Annotated in this window: 16 protein-coding genes, 1 pseudogene and 1 CRISPR repeat array; of the genes and pseudogenes, 10 read left to right on the plus strand and 7 right to left on the minus strand. The window is 63.3% G+C overall.

Annotated features, from left to right (window positions below; all coding sequences use genetic code 11):
- The 4 genes and pseudogenes from EV674_RS17440 to EV674_RS14285 form a co-directional block, all read left to right on the plus strand.
- Positions 1–699: pseudogene (locus EV674_RS17440) on the plus strand (hypothetical protein); the annotation flags it as partial.
- A 192-nt stretch (positions 700–891) separates the two neighbouring features.
- Positions 892–1,341: a VOC family protein gene (locus tag EV674_RS14275; RefSeq protein ID WP_119014911.1), complete on the plus strand. Its 450-nt coding sequence runs from the start codon at positions 892–894 to the stop codon at positions 1,339–1,341.
- Positions 1,342–1,851: 510 nt separating this feature from the next.
- On the plus strand, positions 1,852–3,474 hold the full coding sequence (locus EV674_RS14280) for a hypothetical protein (RefSeq protein ID WP_132750462.1): 1,623 nt from the start codon (positions 1,852–1,854) through the stop codon (positions 3,472–3,474).
- 93 nt (positions 3,475–3,567) lie between these two features.
- A CRISPR array of direct repeats spans positions 3,568–5,098; the repeat unit is 28 nt; unit sequence TTTCTGAGCTGCCTATTCGGCAGTGAAC.
- A 23-nt stretch (positions 5,099–5,121) separates the two neighbouring features.
- Positions 5,122–5,325: a hypothetical protein gene (locus EV674_RS14285; protein ID WP_119014216.1), complete on the plus strand. Its 204-nt coding sequence runs from the start codon at positions 5,122–5,124 to the stop codon at positions 5,323–5,325.
- A 481-nt stretch (positions 5,326–5,806) separates the two neighbouring features.
- Here EV674_RS14285 and EV674_RS17445 read toward each other — a convergent pair whose 3' ends face one another.
- The gene (locus tag EV674_RS17445) at positions 5,807–5,962 is read right to left on the minus strand and encodes a hypothetical protein (RefSeq protein ID WP_157983705.1); all 156 of its coding nucleotides are present in this window, start codon (positions 5,960–5,962) and stop codon (positions 5,807–5,809) included.
- Positions 5,963–6,275: 313 nt separating this feature from the next.
- On the opposite strand from EV674_RS17445, the gene EV674_RS14290 reads away from it, so the two are divergent.
- The 3 genes from EV674_RS14290 to EV674_RS14300 all read left to right on the plus strand — a co-directional run bounded on the left by EV674_RS14290 (position 6,276) and on the right by EV674_RS14300 (position 8,746).
- On the plus strand, positions 6,276–6,545 hold the full coding sequence (locus EV674_RS14290) for a helix-turn-helix domain-containing protein (protein WP_119014215.1): 270 nt from the start codon (positions 6,276–6,278) through the stop codon (positions 6,543–6,545).
- Entirely contained in the window at positions 6,542–7,810 is a 1,269-nt protein-coding gene (locus EV674_RS14295; protein ID WP_119014214.1) for a HipA domain-containing protein, read from the plus strand. The genes EV674_RS14290 and EV674_RS14295 overlap by 4 nt, the downstream gene beginning before the upstream one ends.
- A 615-nt stretch (positions 7,811–8,425) precedes the next feature.
- Positions 8,426–8,746: a hypothetical protein gene (locus tag EV674_RS14300; protein ID WP_132750463.1), complete on the plus strand. Its 321-nt coding sequence runs from the start codon at positions 8,426–8,428 to the stop codon at positions 8,744–8,746.
- Here the strand turns inward: EV674_RS14300 and EV674_RS14305 are convergent.
- On the minus strand, positions 8,733–8,942 hold the full coding sequence (locus tag EV674_RS14305) for a hypothetical protein (RefSeq protein ID WP_119014213.1): 210 nt from the start codon (positions 8,940–8,942) through the stop codon (positions 8,733–8,735). The genes EV674_RS14300 and EV674_RS14305 overlap by 14 nt on opposite strands.
- A gap of 98 nt (positions 8,943–9,040) precedes the next feature.
- Positions 9,041–9,973 (minus strand): LysR family transcriptional regulator, encoded by a 933-nt coding sequence (locus EV674_RS14310; protein WP_119014212.1) that lies wholly within the window; start codon positions 9,971–9,973, stop codon positions 9,041–9,043.
- A gap of 190 nt (positions 9,974–10,163) precedes the next feature.
- On the opposite strand from EV674_RS14310, the gene EV674_RS14315 reads away from it, so the two are divergent.
- The 3 genes from EV674_RS14315 to EV674_RS14325 are packed head-to-tail and all read left to right on the plus strand — an operon-like array spanning position 10,164 to position 13,153.
- Positions 10,164–11,360 (plus strand): acyl-CoA dehydrogenase, encoded by a 1,197-nt coding sequence (locus EV674_RS14315; RefSeq protein WP_119014211.1) that lies wholly within the window; start codon positions 10,164–10,166, stop codon positions 11,358–11,360.
- 16 nt (positions 11,361–11,376) lie between these two features.
- Entirely contained in the window at positions 11,377–11,907 is a 531-nt protein-coding gene (locus EV674_RS14320; RefSeq protein ID WP_119014210.1) for a hypothetical protein, read from the plus strand.
- Positions 11,891–13,153 (plus strand): CaiB/BaiF CoA transferase family protein, encoded by a 1,263-nt coding sequence (locus tag EV674_RS14325; RefSeq protein WP_119014209.1) that lies wholly within the window; start codon positions 11,891–11,893, stop codon positions 13,151–13,153. The genes EV674_RS14320 and EV674_RS14325 overlap by 17 nt, the downstream gene beginning before the upstream one ends.
- Before the next feature lie 57 nt (positions 13,154–13,210).
- Here EV674_RS14325 and EV674_RS14330 read toward each other — a convergent pair whose 3' ends face one another.
- From EV674_RS14330 to mutS, 4 genes are all read right to left on the minus strand, one after another.
- The gene (locus EV674_RS14330) at positions 13,211–14,026 is read right to left on the minus strand and encodes an alpha/beta fold hydrolase (RefSeq protein WP_119014208.1); all 816 of its coding nucleotides are present in this window, start codon (positions 14,024–14,026) and stop codon (positions 13,211–13,213) included.
- Positions 14,027–14,047: 21 nt separating this feature from the next.
- Entirely contained in the window at positions 14,048–14,557 is a 510-nt protein-coding gene (gene rraA, locus EV674_RS14335) for a ribonuclease E activity regulator RraA (RefSeq protein WP_119014207.1), read from the minus strand.
- 75 nt (positions 14,558–14,632) lie between these two features.
- The gene (locus EV674_RS14340; RefSeq protein ID WP_119014206.1) at positions 14,633–16,663 is read right to left on the minus strand and encodes a methyl-accepting chemotaxis protein; all 2,031 of its coding nucleotides are present in this window, start codon (positions 16,661–16,663) and stop codon (positions 14,633–14,635) included.
- A gap of 72 nt (positions 16,664–16,735) precedes the next feature.
- Positions 16,736–19,372, minus strand: coding sequence for a DNA mismatch repair protein MutS (gene mutS, locus EV674_RS14345; RefSeq protein ID WP_119014205.1), 2,637 nt, complete (start codon positions 19,370–19,372; stop codon positions 16,736–16,738).
- Positions 19,373–19,388 lie beyond the last annotated feature (16 nt).

Below are 19,388 nucleotides of genomic sequence, written 5' to 3' on the forward strand. Positions count from 1 at the left end.
GCACCGCCCCAGCCCGTGGCCGTCACGGGGAACAAGGACTTGGATGCTGTGTTGTGGCTGCGCCAGGTCGTGCAGACGGGGGATGGCGCCCTGATTGCCAAGGCCATGCAGGCCGCCGAGCGCATCAAGACCCCGGCCAAAGAGCTGGAAAAGCGCTACGGGGACTTCCTCATGCGCCAGAGTGGCGGCAACACCATGCGCGCCGTGTTTGGCAGCATGGGCTTTGCCGACCTCAAGGGGCTGGCCGAGCGGGTGCTGGACAAGCAGGCCCGCAAGCGCGAGGCACTGGCCCGGTTTGGCAGTGAGCAGGCGGTGTTTGCCGAGACTGTGCCCGAGCGGTTTTGCATGGATGCGCTGGCGCTGGTGCCGGTGGCCACCAAGGGCTGGCGCGAGTACGACCAGGCCCAGGCCAATGCCGCGTTTGCCCAGCACCAGGACATGGCGCCGCACACCCTGGCCGACTGCCTGCACGAGCTGGAATTCTGGGATGCGCTCTACCGCCTGCGCAACGGCTGGGACAACGCGGGGGACGACCTGCCCGAGGTCAGTGCCCGGCGCCACTACATCGAGGCCCACTGCCTGGCCAGCATCCGGCCCAAGACCCGCGACGAGGCCAAGGCCGTGCTGCGCTACATGGCCGCGCACGAGATGTTCGACCGCAACGAGACGGATGCCGTGCTGGAGAACCTGGTGGGGTAGGTTGGTGCAACCCGGGGTTGCAGACGAGGTGCGTCAGTGGGCGGCTTTCGGCCACAAGCAGCCATTAGTTATGCACTTCATCGTCAAGATGGACGATGGCACGCCCGTTGATCTACATACGCTTCCAAGTTATCCATCTGACAACTGCAGTTGGCTTGTTGTCTAAATCTAGGAAACAACGGGAGTACAGCAATGGCAGTCAACGGCGTAAATCGCATCATCGTGGCAGTGCGCGACCTAGAGAGGTCGAAGTCTTATTACTCCGGTCTGCTTGGCGCGCATTTTTATGAGGCCAACTGGACTGGCGAGCCGTTTGGAATCGAAGTCGCGATCAGCTGGAATGCGGGTATCGAGCTATGTGCCCCGATTCCTGGACGGGAGCGCAATTGTGCTCTGACACCTTTCCTCGACCAGCAGGGTGAAGGTATCCTCAATGTCGTTTTCAATGTCGCAAATGCCGACGACGCTTTGCAGCGGGCAAAAGCGGCCGATATTCAGACCATAAATGCTGTTGACTACACCCAAGCGGAGATCGATGAGCACTTAAGCGGACTGTTCTCACGGTACAAGGAGTACTTTCTCAATACTGGGGCTCAGTGCGGCTATGGCATCACGCTTGGCCAATTCGAGACCAAGGGCTGAACTTATCGGCGGTCCGCTTTGGGTCGATTCCAGTCGGCCACACCACCGTAAACGAGCGCCACCGAGGTGGCCCAGCAATCTTGGCTGTATTTCAAACCTGATCATCACCGACCCGGCCCCGTGCCGGGTTTTTGCTTTGGGCGCGCAGCTCAACTTCCGCCAGTGGCGGGAGTCAAGTTCCCGCAGGCTGTGGGATTGGCCCTGGTGCCGGTGAAACCCCAGGTTGCAGCGCCGAACATGGGCGCCCCCTTGTAGGGTTTTACTGCGGCGCTGTGCGCGGGGAGACTTCGGGGAACAATTCACGAAGGGGTAGCTGCTATGTTTGGTTTCAAGCCACGCGAGAAGGACAATGGGAGAGGCACTGCCGCGAAAGGGGAGGGGCTTGGGTTCCACCCCGAGCAGTATCGGGCAATGCGGCAGGCATCGGATGCTGCTGCGAAAGAGCCAGGGCAAGGGCCAGGACTTGGATTTCACCCTGGTCGCCGTCAGGCACCGGACTCTATTCCGGCCATGGTGGCACCGGGCGAGTTCATCTTGCCGCCTGACACCGTGCATGCCATGGGCGGTAAAGAGGCGCTGAACCAAGTGGTGCAGGCAACGCACACGCCAGCGCCGGTCAATGCGGATGTGCCCAGGGGATTTCATCCGCAGATGTTCTTTGCCAATGGCGGTGCGCCAGAGGATCAGCCACGGAGCAACAGCTTTGGCGATGCTGCGGCCGCCGCCGCAGACCGATCCGTCACGCAGGTGCAGGCGGCTGCGCCCACCGCGCCCAAGCCTGTTTCGCCTACCAACGCCTTTCCCCAGGCCAGTCCCAGCGCTGGGGCCAATGTGTATGGCGGCGCCGGCAAGGAGCTGGGCTCCAGTGGCACTTTCGCTGCCGGGGCTGAGCGCGTGATTGGCGCGCAGCCGCCCAAGCCACCGGCACCCGCGCCAGCGCAGGCCGCAGCCAGCCCACCCCCTGCCGCCCAGTCTGCCGGGCTCTCGTACATGGACAACAACGAGTCGGTTGGGCGGGGCATCAAGGATTCGTGGAACAAGGGCAATTACGGTGAGGCCGTCGGTAAAACGGTGGCGGGCACGGTGGGCATGTTCACGAACCCGCTGATTGACGGCGCTGCGAGTGCCTTTGAGGGTGCCAAGGGGGTGGGCCGTGGTTTGTTTGGCATCGAGTCTCCTGCGCAAGCTCCAGCGCCTACCAGCACCACAGCGCCCGGTGCGCAAGCGGGCGCAGGCGCTGGGCGGGGCGTGGTTAACCCGTCCATGGCCGAGCCATCGAAGCCTTTGCAGCAGCCCGGGCCAGCCAATGCGCCGTCTGGCACCGAGGTGATGCCTGGTGTTTACCGCAACGGCAACAGCTATGGGGACAGCGCCGGGGCGGCGTTGGCTGGCGCGCAGCCGGGTGGTTTGCCCAGCGCACAGAACATGGCGGCAGCGGAGAACTTGGCTCTTGGCTTCAAGCCCCGTTCAGCAGGCGCTTCTGCTCCCGAGCAGCCAGGACTTGGGTTTCATCCCGGCATGGCCGCGCCCCAGGTGGCCCACAGTGGTAACAGCTGGTCAGCGCAGAACGCGCTGCGCAATGCCCAGGTGTCGGCCAGCTCCATCATGAACAATGGTGGGCGCTGGGATCAGCACAAGGGCGTGTCGCCTGAGCGGGCCTATGCCGCTGCGATGGAGAACGCAGACTTTGCAGCGCGTGGTGCGCAGCCGGGCATGGATCAAGCCGCCATGCGCGAGAACGCGGCCACCCAGCGCGAGGGCATGCAGCAGGCTGGCTCCACGGCCCGGGCGCAGATGCAGGAGGTGGGGCAGAACAACCGCTTTGGCCAGACACAGGGCCTGGCGCGCGACAAGTTCGGCTTGGAGCAAGAAACGCAGGGGATCAAGAACCAAGGCGCATCACTCATCAGCGCCATGCAGGCGCAAATTGCGCAGGAGAAAGACCCGGCCAAGCGGCAGGCCATCGTGCAGCGGCTGCGGGAAATGCAGGGGCAGACACAGCCATCGGAATGGGGGGTGCAGGTCACGCCCACAACCAAGAACTTCGATGGCAGCACCAGCATGGGTAGCGTGATCCGCTTCAACAAGGCAACCGGGGCTGTGGAGCAGGTGCCTATGGGTGGGCGACGCTGAACCAGGCCATGCCCTGGTGCTCCACCGTCACGCCACAGTGCAACCCCCGGTTGCAGGGGGCACCACCAGAGCAGCGCCCGTGGGGGGCGCTCCTTGCTGAGCTGCCTATGCGGCAGTGAACGAGTTTTCACACAGAGAAACAGGCTTGCAAATTTTCTGAGCTGCCTATTCGGCAGTGAACACCGAAGTTGAAGCCGAAGACGGCACGGAACTTTTCTGAGCTGCCTATTCGGCAGTGAACAACGCAGGTCAAGGCCCACTTGTTGCGAGTATTTTCTGAGCTGCCTATTCGGCAGTGAACTGGGCAGGCTGGCGGGATTGGCGCATCCTCGTTTTCTGAGCTGCCTATTCGGCAGTGAACGCCGAGCTCGTGGGGCAAATCTCCCTCGCAATTTTCTGAGCTGCCTATTCGGCAGTGAACTTGACGTGGATCGCAAGGAATGGGCGCGAAACTTTCTGAGCTGCCTATTCGGCAGTGAACGCCGTGGCGGCTGCCGAGATGGCCTGCATGCTTTTCTGAGCTGCCTATTCGGCAGTGAACATGCACCGCAATGCCATCTTGCATGCCAGCGATTTCTGAGCTGCCTATTCGGCAGTGAACTGGGCGGCTGCACGGGCAGAGGCGTGGGAAAGTTTCTGAGCTGCCTATTCGGCAGTGAACCCGGCCACGGCACCGACTCTGCCACGCTGACATTTCTGAGCTGCCTATTCGGCAGTGAACGGAGCAGTTGATCCGCGTGGCATCGCTGCAATCTTTCTGAGCTGCCTATTCGGCAGTGAACATCGACAACGCCAAAAAAGTGGCCCTGCTGCATTTCTGAGCTGCCTATTCGGCAGTGAACATGCACTCGCCCCGTTCCAACTTCACCAGCCAGTTTCTGAGCTGCCTATTCGGCAGTGAACATCTTGAGGTCAGGGATGCCGTGGGCGTAGATTTTCTGAGCTGCCTATTCGGCAGTGAACGTGGCAGCGTTGTCGCGCAGTGCGGCTGCGGTTTTCTGAGCTGCCTATTCGGCAGTGAACGGCAGTGAGGTGCATGGTGGTGCTCCTGGTGCTTTCTGAGCTGCCTATTCGGCAGTGAACCGTTGAGGCCGAAGTGGTCCGCAACGTTCGTTTTTCTGAGCTGCCTATTCGGCAGTGAACGGAGGAAAAGCTGATGGAAACCATCGCCGAGTTTTCTGAGCTGCCTATTCGGCAGTGAATCAATGGTTCTCGTCTGGCTCCCAAGCCTGTCATTTCTGAGCTGCCTATTCGGCAGTGAACATGAGGAAAAAATCCAAGCTGCCGCTGCGGAATTTCTGAGCTGCCTATTCGGCAGTGAACATCTGGCCTGAACCGCCTGTGTTGCCTGCGCATTTCTGAGCTGCCTATTCGGCAGTGAACGGCAAACAGGCCCCGGCCTTCTATCCAGCGCATTTCTGAGCTGCCTATTCGGCAGTGAACGCGGGTGTTCGCAGGGTGCCGTTCACACGCAATTTCTGAGCTGCCTATTCGGCAGTGAACCTTTTTTGCGCAGCGCACGGCGCCACCAGATATTTTCTGAGCTGCCTATTCGGCAGTGAACCGGTCGCAGCAGGAGCAGCGACGGTTTGAAGTTTTCTGAGCTGCCTATTCGGCAGTGAACTAGAACCAGAAACGGGCAATTGATTGTCGCGCAACGAGAAAGCGCATGGTTGCGCGGCTTACCCTTTTTCTTTCCGCCAGAGCGACGAATTCGAAAAGGGTGCAAATTCTGTCGAAAACATCGCACCAAACCGCGCCACCAGCGTGACCACCCTGACGCAACGGGAAACGCTGGCGCTGTCCAAGCTGCTGGCCGGGGTGGTTCTGGCCTTTGGTGCGGGGAAGTAGTTTCCCGAGTCCGTAACAAAACCACAAAAAGACGTAACACAGACCGACCCCGCGTCGGTTTTGCTTTGTGGCGGGAATTTCCCCCGACAAAACTCTACATTCCAGTGGCGGTATCCACGCTGGTATCCAAGGAATCAGGCATTTGCTGGATGGTTACCAGCGCATGGTTAATAGGCCGGTTACCAACGAAACCGCACTTTTCTGGAGAGCACTTAACAGCCTGCTTAACAGCGAAAGCGCACTTTTCCGCAGGTGTTTCCAGCCGCAGGTTTCCAAGCGGGTTTCCACGGGAACCTGTCAAAACCTTACCTTCGGGACGGTGCGCAAGGATGCGGTACGCGGTCTGGTGCGCACGGAAAGCGGCGTGTGAACCTGTCAAAACTTTACATCTTGGGCGGTACGCAAAGAGGTGGTACGCAAGCTGGTACGCACGGAATCGGGGGCGCTGGCGCAGGTTTGTGCTGGCAGGTTAGCGCCGTGGTTAGCGCGTAAACAAGGTACTGGTAAACAGCGGGGTAAACAAGAAATCGGGCGTTTGCGGGAGCTGGACCGCGCTGGCGGTTGTGCCTGGCAGGCCGATCAGTGCACCGCGCACGACAACCATATCCATGATGAAGATGGGTAGCTTTTGATCCATGACCTACCGCATAGATACCCAACCTGCCTATGAGGGGGAGATTCACCACCCACAGCCCCAAGCATTTGCAATGCAATGGGACAGCATGAGGAAACCTCCCAATTGGCATCAAACTTATGTGTTCTCATAAGATCAAAAATTGGGGTTTTTGAACAATTTCTGATTGAATTGACCCGGTAAGGGCGTTAATTTTAACCAAGGAGCCAAACTGAACATGTGCTCGATAGCATCGCGCAAAATCTGTTCCCATAAGAACAATCCTTCTGGATAATCACACGGAAACCTCCAAAAATGTTCCTAAAAGAACACCTTTATGAACATCACTAGCGAATCACTTGCCACTTTGGCCAGTCAACTGATGACTGAGCGCAAGCGTCAGAAGCTCTCGCGCGAGCAGGCTGCGGCGGTGTGCAATGTCAGCACCTCGTTCATCCGTGATGCGGAAAGCAACCCCGCACGTTGCTCGTTAGGCAAACTACTCCTGCTGATGCGTGGCCTGGGCCTGAGCCTGCAAGCTGAAGGCTGGTCCGACGAGCCACAGGCGACCCAGGCGGCTGCCGCTGAAGGGTCAGGCCCCGCATGATCCGCCTGCGCGTGTGGGCCAATGCGCGGCCAATGGGCTGGTTCGGCCATGAGGCGGGCGAATTCTTCTTCGAGTACGACCGGCAATGGCTGGAGCAGCCCGGCGGCTATGTGCTGGCGCCGCAGTTTGCACTGGAGTCGCAACGATTCAAGGGCGTGCTGGTGCGGAACTTCTTCGAGAACCTGCTGCCCGAGGGCCAGGTGCTGGAGGATGTGCTGGCCGCCATTCATCTGCGCGATGCTTCGCCCTTCGATGTGCTGGGCACTTTGGGCAAGGAACTTCCAGGCGTGCTCAGCCTGTTGCCCGAGAACCAGGTGCGCGCGCAGCAGCAAGCCTATGAGCTGCTCACGCACGAGGCACTCAGCCAGCGCATCACGCAGCGCGAACAGGTACCGCTGCTGATGGCGAATGCGCAGGCCACCATGTCGCTGGCCGGGGCACAAGACAAGGTCGGCCTGCGCTTTGACAGCCGGACCAGAAGGTTCTGGGACAGCGTGGGGCAATCACCCACCACCCACATCCTCAAGCCCGACATCCGCCAGGCACGCTATGCGCCGAGCGCCATCAACGAGTTTGCCTGCATGGAGCTGGCGCGTGCCCTCAAGCTACCGGTGCCCAAGATATGGCTGCTGCGCGTGCCCGAAGCCGCGTATGTAATTGAGCGCTATGACCGCGAAGTGCCTGCGCATGGCGACATCGTGAGCTTGCACCAGATCGATGGCTGCCAGTTGCTGGGGCATGGTTCAGGCTGGAAGTATGAGCGCACCGGCGCGCTTGTCAGTCTGGCCAAGCTGGCAAACGCACTGCGCGCGCTGGGAGTGCGCGGCAAGGACATGCTGGCCTTTCAGCGCTGGGTGATGTTCAACTACCTTATCGGCAATGCCGACGCCCACGCAAAAAATATCTCGGTGCTGATCGACGGCGGGCGGCCTGGCTACCGGCTGGCACCCTTCTACGATCTGGTCTGCGTGCGCGCCTATGGTGACACAGGACTGGCGCTTTTTATTGGCGACGAAGAGACGTTCGACGCCGTGGGCTTGCACTCCTGGGAAGCCTTTTGCCAAGACTGCGGCTTTGCCCTCAAAGAGACGCTGATGGAATTGCGAGCCATGGCTGAGGACTTTATCCCGGCTTGGGACAAGGTACGCGCGCGCATCGACAAGCAGAACAAGCCCAGCGATGCCGAACGTGCCGTATTGGAAAAAATGACCGAGGTGTTCAAGCTCCATCAGGGTAATGTGATGTCCATGTTAGGAGCCATGTGATGCACGGTAGCAACTTCGCCTGTCTGCCTCGTTCTTCTCTGCTCATCATGGCGAGTATGCCCACGAGGGCTAAGATTCAAATCCAAAACAGGGGGAGCAAAAGCAACATCGGCCCGGACGATGGGGGGGGTGAGTCCCACATGGAGCAGTCCGCGCAGCCGACCGACTGAAAACTGAGCCGGTTGATTTTGGTGGGCCACGCTGGTGGCTGCACCTTTTCGTCCGCAGGGGGGCAAACCGGGATTTGCCTGCTTTTGGTGGCCCCACCGCCGAACCACCGCCACCTTGCTATGGGGTGCAGAAACACCACCCCACCGGCCAGCCTTACGGAAATTTCGTAGAGCCCCAGCCGCACAAGGCTGCCCCGAGTTTTCGGAACCAATACGCGCGTGCGCGCGAGGGCTGCATGAAGTTGCCAATGGTTGCCACCGCCTGTTATCAAAAGTCATGGTTCAAGCGAGCATTGCTGCCCACTGCGCACCCCGGGTTTTCGGAACAGTACGCGCGTGCGCGCGAGGCCCAGCCAGATTTGAAATCCGAGTGGGTGCGCCTGCCCACGGGTTTCGGACGACGGCTCAAAACTGAGCCATCGATACCGACCACTGCCCATTCACCGTGCTGCTGGCAAATGCTGGCACCACGGCTGAATTTTCAGCCCTCGATGGCAAGGGGCTGGATTTCAAGTCTGACCCCTTGGCGAGGTTGACGGGGTACGTGCGGCAAAACGACACCCCCTTGGACTTCACCGCGAACGCATACGGCATGGAGCCCACCACTTCGACCAGCGCCAGCCGCCCGGAATATGTCGCACTACGCCCACAAGGGGGTCACTTTTCTTTTTGTTGGTATTTTTGTTGGTACTTTTCGCAAAAACAGCACTTCTACAGAGGGAAATTCGATTCCGACTCCAGGGCGCAGGTCTTTATTGCCTTTTGATCAGCGCGCGGCCACTGGGGGTGATGGTGAGGTGGCCCGCAGCGTCTTTGGCAATGAAGCCGCGCTCGTAGAGGCGGCCCGACAGGTGCTCTTTGAGGGCATCGGGTGTGGTGATGGTCTGGCCCATCTCCAGTTGCTTGAGGGTTTCGAGTTCATCCACGGTGGGATCGAACTGGGGGGCGTGGTATTGGCTCATGGCAGTCTCCTGAAAAGGGGGCATCTCGCCACTCCAGTGTGCTGCAATTGCAGCGCAGCGCAAGGGGCCGACCCCTCATGCGGCCGCACCAGTGCCTCTCACGACTGTGCGGGCGCTGCCACGCTGACCAGCCACGCACTGAATGCGGCCAGAACGGGTGACGGCGTCTGCGCTGGAGTGATGAGGTAGTAGCCGCGTTCGCCGCGCAGGGGCTGGGTGCAGGCCACCACCAGATCGCCCCGGGCCAGCTCGGCCTCGATCAGCAAGGGCGGCATCAGCGCCACGCCCAGACCGTGTGTGGCGGCCACGGCAATCATGGAGAACAGCTCGTAGCGCGGGCCGTCCAGGGCGTGGGGCGCGTGTACGCCCATGGCATCGAACCACTGGCGCCAGCCGTAGGGGCGGGTGCTTTGCTGTAGCAGCGGCAATTGGGCCAGCACCTGCGCAGCCACCGGCTGGTAGGCGCGCCCCAGGCCGCGCTGCACAGCGGCTTCGAGCAGGCGCGGGCTGCACACGGGCACCACGTCTTCGTGCATCAGCCACTGTGCCTGGGTGCCGGGCCACTGCGCCACCTGCTCGGGGGTGCCTGCGTACAGGGCGGCGTCAAAACCGGTATCGGCAAACAAAAAGGGCCGGGTGCGCGTTTCGATATGCACCACGATGTCCGGGTGCTGCTGGGCCAGCTGCGGCAGGCGGGGGATGAGCCAGCGCGTGGCAAAGGTGGGCACCGCCGCCAGCGCCAGCGCGCCGCCGTGGCCCTGGTGGGCCATCACGTCCAGCGTATCGCGCTCCAGGGCCTGCAAGCGCTGGCCTACCTGGCGGGCGTAGTGTGCGCCAGCGGGCGTGAGCGCCACGCCGTGGCGGGTGCGCCGGAACAGCGCCACGCCCAAAAAATCCTCCAGCGCCAGAATTTGCCGCGACACCGCGCTTTGCGTCAGCGACAGCTCTTGCGCGGCGCGCGTGTAGCTCTCGTGGCGGGCGGCGGCTTCAAAGCAGGCCAGGGCTTGGGTGGAGGGCAGGGTGCGGCGCATGGCGTGGTGGCAACAACAGACGGTCAAGCTGCATTGTGGCAGCAAATTTCTTCATAAATGACAAATATTCATATCTGAATGCAGCATCATCGCTTGCAAGGCAATGAATACGCGCGCTACTATCGCGGCCAGCCTGATATTCATGCGTTTTAGGCACATTACATTGCAACTTTCTTCAGGAGACCACACCATGGCCCGCTCTGCTTTCCAATGGGACGACCCCTTTTTGCTCGACCAGCAACTGACCGACGAAGAGCGCATGGTGCGCGAGGCCGCCGCTGCTTACTGCCAGGACAAGCTGGCCCCGCGCGTGCTGGAGGCTTTCCGCCACGAGAAGATGGACACCACCATCTTCCGTGAGATGGGAGAGCTGGGCCTGCTGGGCCCGACCATCCCTGAGCAGTACGGCGGCCCCGGCCTGAACTACGTCAGCTACGGCCTGATTGCCCGCGAGATCGAGCGCGTCGATTCGGGCTACCGCTCTATGGCCAGCGTCCAAAGTTCGCTGGTGATGGTGCCGATTTTTGAATTCGGCTCTGAAGCACAAAAGCAAAAATACCTGCCCAAGCTGGCCAGCGGTGAGTGGATCGGCTGCTTTGGCCTGACCGAGCCCGACCACGGCTCTGACCCCGGCAGCATGGTCACGCGCGCGCAGAAAGTGGCGGGCGGCTACCAGCTCTCGGGCGCCAAGATGTGGATCACCAACAGCCCCGTGGCCGATGTGTTCGTGGTCTGGGCCAAAGAAGTGTCCGAGGGCGGCGCTGTCGGCCCTATCCGGGGTTTTGTGCTGGAAAAGGGCATGAAGGGTCTGTCTGCCCCGGCCATACACGGCAAGGTGGGCCTGCGCGCCAGCATCACCGGCGAGATCGTGATGGACAGCGTGTTCGTGCCCGAAGAAAACGCCTTCCCTGAAGTGCAGGGCCTGAAAGGCCCCTTCACCTGCCTGAACAGCGCGCGCTACGGCATCGCCTGGGGCGCCCTGGGCGCCGCCGAGTTCTGCTGGCACACCGCACGCCAATACACCATGGACCGCAAGCAGTTTGGCCGCCCCCTGGCCGCCAACCAGCTCATCCAGAAAAAGCTGGCCGACATGCAAACCGAAATCGCCCTGGGCCTGCAAAGCTGCCTGCGCGTGGGCCGCCTCAAGGATGAGCACCAGAACGTGGTCGAGATCACCTCGCTCATCAAGCGCAACAGCTGTGGCAAATCGCTGGACATCGCCCGCATGGCGCGCGACATGATGGGAGGCAACGGCATCTCCGACGAGTTCGGCGTGGCCCGCCACCTGGTGAACCTGGAGGTGGTCAACACCTACGAAGGCACGCACGACGTACACGCGCTCATCCTGGGCCGTGCGCAAACGGGCATGGCCGCTTTCGCCAACTGACCCGCAGGCCCGGCCCATGCCCCCGATCCGCACCCTGCTGCGCGCCGGTTGGGCCTGTGCCCTGGGCGCGCTGGCGGCCACTGCCGCCCACGCCCAGGCGCCAGCCACGCTGTGCAGCGCCCCGGAAGTGGCCGTGTTCAACTGCCACAGCCGGGGTAAAACGGCCTCGGTCTGTGCTTCGCCCGACCTGGCGCCGGGCAAAGGCACACTGCAATACCGCTTTGGCAGCCCCGCCCAGGTGGAGCTGCAATACCCCAGCCGCCCCAGTGCGGTTGCGGGCCATTTCTTTGCCAGCGCCACCGGTTTTTCTGGCGGCGGCGAATCGCGCCTGCGTTTTCGCAACGGCAACACCGACTACATCCTGTACGAACGCACCGTGCGCACCCGCTTTGATGGCAAAGGCAACGCGCCCCAGTCCAGCACGGGCCTGGTCGTGCGCCAGGGCGGCAAGCTGATCAGCCAACGCACCTGCACGGGCAGCGCGCTGCTCAATCTGCCCGCCAACGCCATTCCCGAGGAAGATTTTGACTATGACGCCATTCCCTGAAACCACCCCCGGTGCACTGGCGGGGCTGAAGGTGCTGGACCTGTCGCGCGTGCTGGCGGGCCCTTGGTGTACGCAAATCCTGGCTGACCTGGGCGCTGATGTGGTCAAGATCGAGCGCCCCGGCGCAGGCGATGACACGCGCCACTGGGGCCCGCCCTTCTTGAAAGACGAGAACGGCAACGACACCACCCAGGCCAGCTACTTCACCGCGTGCAACCGCAACAAGCGCTCCGTCACCATCGACATGGCCACGGAAGACGGCCAGCAGCTCATCCGCCAGATGGCGCTGCAAGCAGACGTGGTGGTGGAGAACTTCAAGGTCGGCGGCCTGGCCCAGTACGGCCTGGACCACGAGAGCCTGCGCGCGCTCAACCCGCGCCTGATTTATTGCTCAGTCACCGGCTTTGGCCAGGACGGCCCCTACGCCGAGCGCGCGGGCTACGACCTGATGGTGCAGGCCATGACCGGCATGATGAGCATCACGGGCCGCCCCGACAGTGAACCCGGCGGCGGCGGGCTGCGCGTGGGCGTGGCGCTGATTGATCTGTTCACGGGTGTCTATGCCAGCAGCGCCATTCTGGCGGCGCTGAATGTGCGCCACAGCACTGGTCAGGGCCAGCATATCGACATGGCGCTGCTGGACGTGGGCATGGCCATTCTGGCCAACCAGGCGGCGGGTTTTCTGGCGACGGGCCAGGCGCCCACACGCCAGGGCAATAGCCACCCGAGTCTGGCGCCCTACCAAGACTTTCCCACGCTGGATGGCGCCATGCTGCTGGCCATTGGCAACGACGGCCAGTTCCAGCGTTTTTGTGCGGCAGCGGGCCAGCCGCAATGGGCGCAGGACGAGCGCTTTGCCACCAATACCCTGCGTGTCAAGCACCGCGCCGTGCTGATTCCGGCGATGGAAGCCATCACGCGCACGCGCACCACCGCCGACTGGATTGCCCTGCTGGAAGACAAGGCCGTGCCCTGCGGCCCGATCAACGACATCGCCCAAGCGTTTGATGACGCCCAAGTCAAGGCGCGCGGCCTGCGCGTGGAGCAGCCGCGCTGGCCCGCAGGCGAGGTAGGCGATGGTGTGGCCCGCATTGCGGGCGTGGCCAGCCCGCTGCGCCTGTCGGCGACGCCACCGGTGCTGCGCTACGCGCCACCCGCTTTGGGCCAGCACACCGATGAGGTGCTGCGCGAACTGGGGCTGGACGCTGCGCACATTACGGCCCTGCGGGTGAGCGGCGTGCTGTAAGCGCACACGCAGCGCAAACTGGCGCAGCATGCGCGTCTGGCAGGCCCTGGGCGTGCCTTAACCCAGCGTGGCCAGGTTGAGCAGCGATGCCTCCATGGCCGCTGCCGTGGCCACGGGTTGCTCCATCGGAAACAGATGGCCGCCGTCGAGCATCATGATGCGTCCCGCCGTCACCCGCTGCGTCAGGGCCATGCCCACATGGCGCATTTCTACCGATGCACGCCCGCCGATGAACGCCGCCGGGCAGCGCAACGGGTGTTTGCGCAGCAGCGGGCCCAGGTTGTGCGGCAGGGTGTTGTAGATGGCGGTTTCCACGTCCCGGTCAAACGCCAGGGTGTAGCGGCCCGTGCCGTCATCGTGCAGGCCGTGGGTGACGTAGTCTTGCAGCATGTCGGGGTGCCAGCGGGCAAAGGCTTTTTTCTGGGCAAAGTGCGCCAGTGCTTCGGCGGGGTTGGCCCAGCTGGTGCGCCGCTGGCGGCTGATGCGCCCCGGTGAGACGGCGCCCACCACGCGCGTGCGCTTGGCCATGTCCACCGTGGTGGCGCGCCAGCCGCTGATGAGGGGTGAATCCAGCATCAGCACGCCGCGCGCCAGCGCCGGGTGCTGGGCCGCAGCCATCAGGCTCAAAAAACCGCCCAGCGAGTGCCCCACCAGGTACACCGGCGCACCTGTGCGCTGCACCTGCTGTGCCGCAAAGTCGGCCAGTTGCTGCACCAGGTGCGGCCAGTTGTTGCTGACCGGGTAGCGCGGGTCGTGGCCAAAGCGGTCTACAGCGCAGACGTCAAAACCGCGCGTGCGCAGTTGCTCCAGCAGCAGCCGGTAGGTGCCCGCCGGAAAGCTGTTGCCGTGCGAAAAAACCAGCGTGGTGGTCATGGTGCGATGCCTGTGCGTGTTTCAGCGCAGAGCCGTGCTGCTGACGACGATGCCGTCGGCGTCGGCATACAGCCAGTCGCCCGGGCGTACCCACACGCCCTGGATTTGCACAGCGCTGTCACGCTGGCCCTGGCCGCGTTTTTCGGTGGGCAGGGGCATGGCCGCCAGGGCGCGGATGCCGACAGCGCTGGCGGCCAGCTCGGCCACGTCACGCACGCAGCCGTCCACCACCAGCCCGGCCCAGCCATTGCGCGCGGCCGCTGCGGCCAGGTTGCCGCCTACCAGTGCCCGGCGCAGCGAGCCGCCGCCATCGACCACCAGTACGCGTCCCAGGCCGGGCGAATCGACGGCGGCCTTGACCAGCGAGTTGTCTTCAAAGCACTGCACGGTGCTGACCGGGCCGCTGAAGGCGCTGATGCCGCCAAAGTCCCGCCATACCGGGGGCAATACGCGGAAGGCGCCGCTGGCATCGTTCTTGAACGTGTCGCAAAAATCACAGGTGCTGAAAGCGGGGGAAGGGGTGGTGGTCATGGGACAGTCCTCAGGAAGTCACAAAGCGCTGCCCTGGGTGGGCAGCGCCGTGGCGGGGGTCGAAACTCTCGGGTGTTACAGCCCGCGCTTGGCGGTGCTCAGCAGCGTGGTCACTTCCAGAGAAATATCGGAGAAGTGCGAACCCGAGCCGATCAGTTTTTCTGCATCGGCGTATTGGCCTGCGTTGATTTTGCGCGCCACCGAGCCGGCCGATTGGTGGAAATCCGCGTGCTTGGCCAGCAGCTGTGTGAACAACGGGCGCGTGCCCCAGCGCTGGCCGCCGCTGCCGTGCAGCCACTGGCCCAGCGGGCAGCGGTCGTCGCGGCAAATGGTGTCGGCATCGAGCTTTTCGTGCTGGGCGATGGCCGAGCGCAGCTTCACTTTCCACTGGCGGTGCGCTTCGATGGCTTTGTCGAAGTCAAAGTCGGCACCGGGAGCGCTTTGTGCTGCACTGTCTTGCAGGGCCAGGCGTGAGCCCGCGGGCAGCTTGAAGCGCGCCACTTCTTCGGCCAGGTGGTTGGCCTGGTTTTGCATGGCCGATGCGGCGGCGGCGGTTTCTTCGACCAGCGCGGCGTTTTGCTGCGTCATGCGGTCGAGTTCTTGCACGGCCTCGCCAATCTGGCTGATGCCCTGGTTTTGCTCGCGCGCACCGGTGGCTACTTCGCTGAGCAGTTCGTTCACGCGTTGCGACGAGGCCACGATGTCTTCGATGGTCGTGCCCGCTTTGCGCACGATGCCCGTGCCCGTTTCCACCTGCCGCACACTGCTGTCGATCAGTGTTTTGATTTCTTTGGCGGCTGCGGCGCTGCGTCCAGCCAGGCTGCGCACCTCGGAGGCCACCACGGCAAAACCCCGGCCCTGTTCGCCCGCGCGGGCAGCCTCGACGGCCGCGTTGAGCGCCAGGATGTTGGTCTGGAAAGCAATGCCGTCAATGGTGGCGATGATGTCCCCGATCTGGGCCGAGGAGGCGCGGATGCCCTCCATGGTTTCCACCACTTCGCGCATGACACGCCCGCCGTCGCTGGCCACTTCCGCGTTGTGGCGGGCCATCTGCGAAGCTTCCTGGGTGTTTTCTGCGCCGCTGTGGACGGTGGCGGTGATTTCCTCCATCGAGGCTGCCGACTCTTCCAGGTTGCTGGCCGTGTGCTCGGTGCGCCGTGACAAATCCAGTGCGCCGCTGGCGATTTCGCTGGCCGAGTGCACGATCTCATCGCTGGAGTGGCGCACCCGCAGCACCATGGTGCGCAGCGCGTCCTGCATGGCGCGCAGTTCGCTCATGAGCTGGGCCGCTTCGTCATGGCCCCAGGGCGAGGGCGATGTGGTCAGGTCGCCCGAGGTCATGGCGCGCAGGTGGCGGCGCGTTTCTTTCAGGCCGCCGTCCATCACGCGGTAAAAGCTCAAAAACAGGTAGCCGCCCACCAGCAGGGTGAACAGCACACCCACGCCCGCGATGCGCAGCTGGTGCATGAAGTCGTTGTGCACTTCATCGATGTAGATGCCCGTGCCAATCACCCAGCCCCAGGGCTCAAAGCCCTGTACGTAAGAGATTTTGTCCACGGGGGCGCTGCTGCCGGGCTTGGGCCACTGGTAGTTGACAAAACCCTTGCCCTGTTGGCGCACGGTGTTGGTGAACGCCTTGAACAAGGCCAGGCCGTTGGGGTCTTTGAGGTCGCTGACATCTTTGCCATTGAGCTCCGGGCGCGTGGGGTGCATGACCACGCGCGGCTGCATGTCGTTGATCCAGAAATACTCTTGCTTGTCGTAACGCAGCTGGGAGATGGCCTCGCGCGCCAGTTGCTGCGCCTGCTCGCGGGGCAGCTTGCCGCTGGTTTCCTGGGCGTGTGCCCAAGCGAGTATGCCGTGGCCGATTTCGACATGCTGGCGCGTGGCGTCCATGTGCGACTGCATGGCGCTGTCCAGTTCGGTTTTCAGCAGCCAGCCCACCAGCGTCAGCATGGGCAGCATGAAAGCCAGCGAGATGATGGCCGCCTTGGTGTTGAAGCGCAGGTTGCGAAAGGCCCGCACGCCGGGCGCCCAGATGCCGTGGTATTCAAAAAAGCCGCTGTTGTCGGCGCGCTGTTCTGCGTGAGCGATGGGGGAAGTCATCGGGGTGTCTTAGTTGTTGTTGCTTGTTACATCTTACTGGCGTGTGCCGCCACCACCCCCGCAGCGGCCACATCACGGCGGTGCGTTGGTGCGCGCGTGCAACGCTTTGAGCTGGTAGAGCGCGTCCAGCGCCTCGCGTGGGCTCATCTGGTCGGGCTGGAGGGTTGCCAGTGCCGCCTCCAGTGCGCTGGGGCTGGTGCCCTGCTCGGGTTCAGGGGGGGCGGCAAACAAGTCCACCTGGGCCTGGTCGGCGCTGGCACGCGCCTCCAGTGCCGCCAGGGCCTGGCGGGCGTGGTGCAACACTGCTGTGGGCACGCCTGCCAGTTTGGCCACCTGAATGCCGTAGCTGCGGCTGGCCGGGCCGCTCTGGATTTCGTGCAGAAACACAATGTCGCCGCCGTGTTGCGTGGTTTCTGCGGCGCTGACGTGCATGTTGACGGCGTGGCGCGCGGTGGCGGGCAGCTCGGTCAGTTCAAAGTAATGCGTGGCAAACAGCGTGAAGGCGCGGGTCTTGTCGTGCAGGTGCGTGGCAATACCGCTGGCCAGCGCCAGACCATCAAAGGTAGAGGTGCCGCGGCCAATCTCGTCCATCAGTACCAGGCTGTGCGGCGTGGCAGCGTGCAGGATTTGTGCCGCCTCGGTCATCTCCAGCATGAAGGTCGATTGCGCGTTGGCCAGGTCATCGGCCGCACCGATGCGGGTGTGGATGGCGTCAATCGGCCCCAGGCGGCAGCTGCTGGCGGGCACATGGCTGCCCATGCTGGCCAGCAGCACGATCAGCGCCACCTGGCGCATGTAGGTCGATTTGCCGCCCATGTTGGGGCCAGTGATGATCTGCATGCGCGTGTTCAGGCTCAATCGCGTGTGGTTGGCGATGAAGGCGCCGCTGGACGTCTCGGCCAGCCGCGCCTCCACCACCGGGTGGCGACCGGCCTCGATGTCGATGCACGGCTCGGGCACAAACTGCGGCGCGCACCAGCCCAAAGTCAAGGCGCGCTCGGCCAGGCAGCACAGCACGTCCAGCGTGGCCAGCGCGCTGGCCAATCGGGTCAGCGCGGGCACATGGGTTTGCAACTGATCGAGCACTTGTTCGTACAGCCACTTTTCGCGCGCCAGTGCGCGCTCGTTGGCCGACAAGGCTTTGTCCTCAAACGCCTTGAGTTCGGGAGTGATGAAGCGCTCGGCGTTTTTCAGGGTCTGGCGGCGGCGGTAGTCGTCGGGTACTTTGCTGGCCTGACCTTGTGTGACTTCGATGTAAAAGCCATGCACCTTGTTGAATTGCACGCGCAGGTTGGTGATGCCGGTGCGCGCTTTTTCGCGGGTTTCGAGGTCGAGCAAAAAGGCGTCGCAGTCGGTCTGGATGGCGCGCAGCTCATCGAGCTCGGCATCAAAGCCGGTGGCGATGACACCGCCGTCGCGCACCAGCGCTGCGGGCTCTTCGGTGATGGCGCGTTGCAGCAGAGCAGTGGCTGCGGCAGGTGGCTGCAAATCGGTCAATATTTGTGCCAAATAGGGCTCAAACCCTTGCGTGTCGTGCGCTAGTAGCTCTGATTTTTGTAGCGTTTTGCACAGCGCCACCAGCTCGCGCGGGCGCACCTGGCGCAGGGCGATGCGGGCGGTGATGCGCTCCACGTCGGCCACGCCCTTGAGCGCTGCGCGCAGCGCCTGCCACGGCCCGCCACTGCCCTGGCCACGCAGTGCAGCGGTGGCGGCCAGCCGCTGGCGCGCCTCGGTGCGCTCGCGCCGGGGCGTGAGCAGCCAGGTTTTGAGCAGGCGGCTGCCCATACCGGTCATGCAGGTGTCCAGCAGCGACAAGAGCGTGGGCGCATCCTCGCCGCGCAGGGTTTTCACCAGCTCCAGGTTGCGCCGGGTGCTGGCAGGCAGGTGGATGAGTTCATCGGCGCGCTGCACCTGCACGCTGTGGATGTGGGTGAGCGGACGGCCTTGCGTGTGCTGGGCGTATTCCAGCAGTGCGGCGGCGGCGGCGTGGGCCTGGGGCAGGTCGTGTGCCTGCCAGGCGTGCAGGCTGGCGGCGCCCAGGTGTTCGAGCAGCTTGCGCTCGCCCAGGGCAGCATCAAACTGCCAGTCGGGCCGGGGGCTCAAGGGGCAGGCCAGGGTGGCGTTGTGGCGCAGGCCCAGCAGCTGCTGCTCAAAGCGTTCGGTGCTGCCAGCGCTGTAGAGCAGCTCGCTGGGCGTGGTGCGCGCCAGCCAGGCGCTCAACTCGTCGGCAGCGCATTCGGCCAGATAGACCACACCCTGGGTCACGCTCATCCAGGCCAGGCCGCAGCGCGCACGCGGGCCTTGGTGGACGGCCAGCAGCAGCGATTCGGTTTTGTCGTGCAGCAGCTCGGCATCGGTCAGGGTGCCGGGCGTGACCACGCGCACCACCTGGCGCTCGACCGGGCCTTTGTTGGCGCCGACCTCGCCCACCTGCTCGGCAATGGCCACCGATTCGCCCAGCTTGATCAGCCGGGCCAGGTACGTCTCCAGTGCATGAAACGGCACGCCCGCCATCACCACCGGCTGGCCCGCCGACTGGCCGCGCTGGGTCAGCGTGATGTCCAGAAGGCGCGCGGCTTTTTCGGCGTCTTGCCAGAACAGCTCGTAAAAATCGCCCATGCGGTAGAGCAGTAGCGTGTCGGGGTACCCCGCCTTCAGGGCCAGGTACTGCTGCATCATGGGAGTGTGGGGGGAGAGCGTGTCAGGCATACGCGGGTCGGCTGAA

It is taken from the genome of Simplicispira metamorpha, from assembly GCF_004341365.1.
In the GTDB taxonomy this organism is placed as follows: Bacteria; Pseudomonadota; Gammaproteobacteria; order Burkholderiales; family Burkholderiaceae_C; genus Simplicispira; species Simplicispira metamorpha.

Coding starts and splice junctions, on each gene's coding strand:
- EV674_RS14305 (WP_119014213.1), bottom strand. CDS start 8,942: ATGAGCCAATACCACGCCCCCCAGTTCGATCCCACCGTGGATGAACTC.
- EV674_RS14320 (WP_119014210.1), top strand. CDS start 11,377: ATGCCCCCGATCCGCACCCTGCTGCGCGCCGGTTGGGCCTGTGCCCTG.
- EV674_RS14290 (WP_119014215.1), top strand. CDS start 6,276: ATGAACATCACTAGCGAATCACTTGCCACTTTGGCCAGTCAACTGATG.
- rraA (WP_119014207.1), bottom strand. CDS start 14,557: ATGACCACCACCCCTTCCCCCGCTTTCAGCACCTGTGATTTTTGCGAC.
- EV674_RS14295 (WP_119014214.1), top strand. CDS start 6,542: ATGATCCGCCTGCGCGTGTGGGCCAATGCGCGGCCAATGGGCTGGTTC.
- EV674_RS14275 (WP_119014911.1), top strand. CDS start 892: ATGGCAGTCAACGGCGTAAATCGCATCATCGTGGCAGTGCGCGACCTA.
- EV674_RS14325 (WP_119014209.1), top strand. CDS start 11,891: ATGACGCCATTCCCTGAAACCACCCCCGGTGCACTGGCGGGGCTGAAG.
- mutS (WP_119014205.1), bottom strand. CDS start 19,372: ATGCCTGACACGCTCTCCCCCCACACTCCCATGATGCAGCAGTACCTG.
- EV674_RS14280 (WP_132750462.1), top strand. CDS start 1,852: ATGGTGGCACCGGGCGAGTTCATCTTGCCGCCTGACACCGTGCATGCC.
- EV674_RS14340 (WP_119014206.1), bottom strand. CDS start 16,663: ATGACTTCCCCCATCGCTCACGCAGAACAGCGCGCCGACAACAGCGGC.
- EV674_RS14315 (WP_119014211.1), top strand. CDS start 10,164: ATGGCCCGCTCTGCTTTCCAATGGGACGACCCCTTTTTGCTCGACCAG.
- EV674_RS17445 (WP_157983705.1), bottom strand. CDS start 5,962: ATGGATCAAAAGCTACCCATCTTCATCATGGATATGGTTGTCGTGCGC.
- EV674_RS14330 (WP_119014208.1), bottom strand. CDS start 14,026: ATGACCACCACGCTGGTTTTTTCGCACGGCAACAGCTTTCCGGCGGGC.
- EV674_RS14310 (WP_119014212.1), bottom strand. CDS start 9,973: ATGCGCCGCACCCTGCCCTCCACCCAAGCCCTGGCCTGCTTTGAAGCC.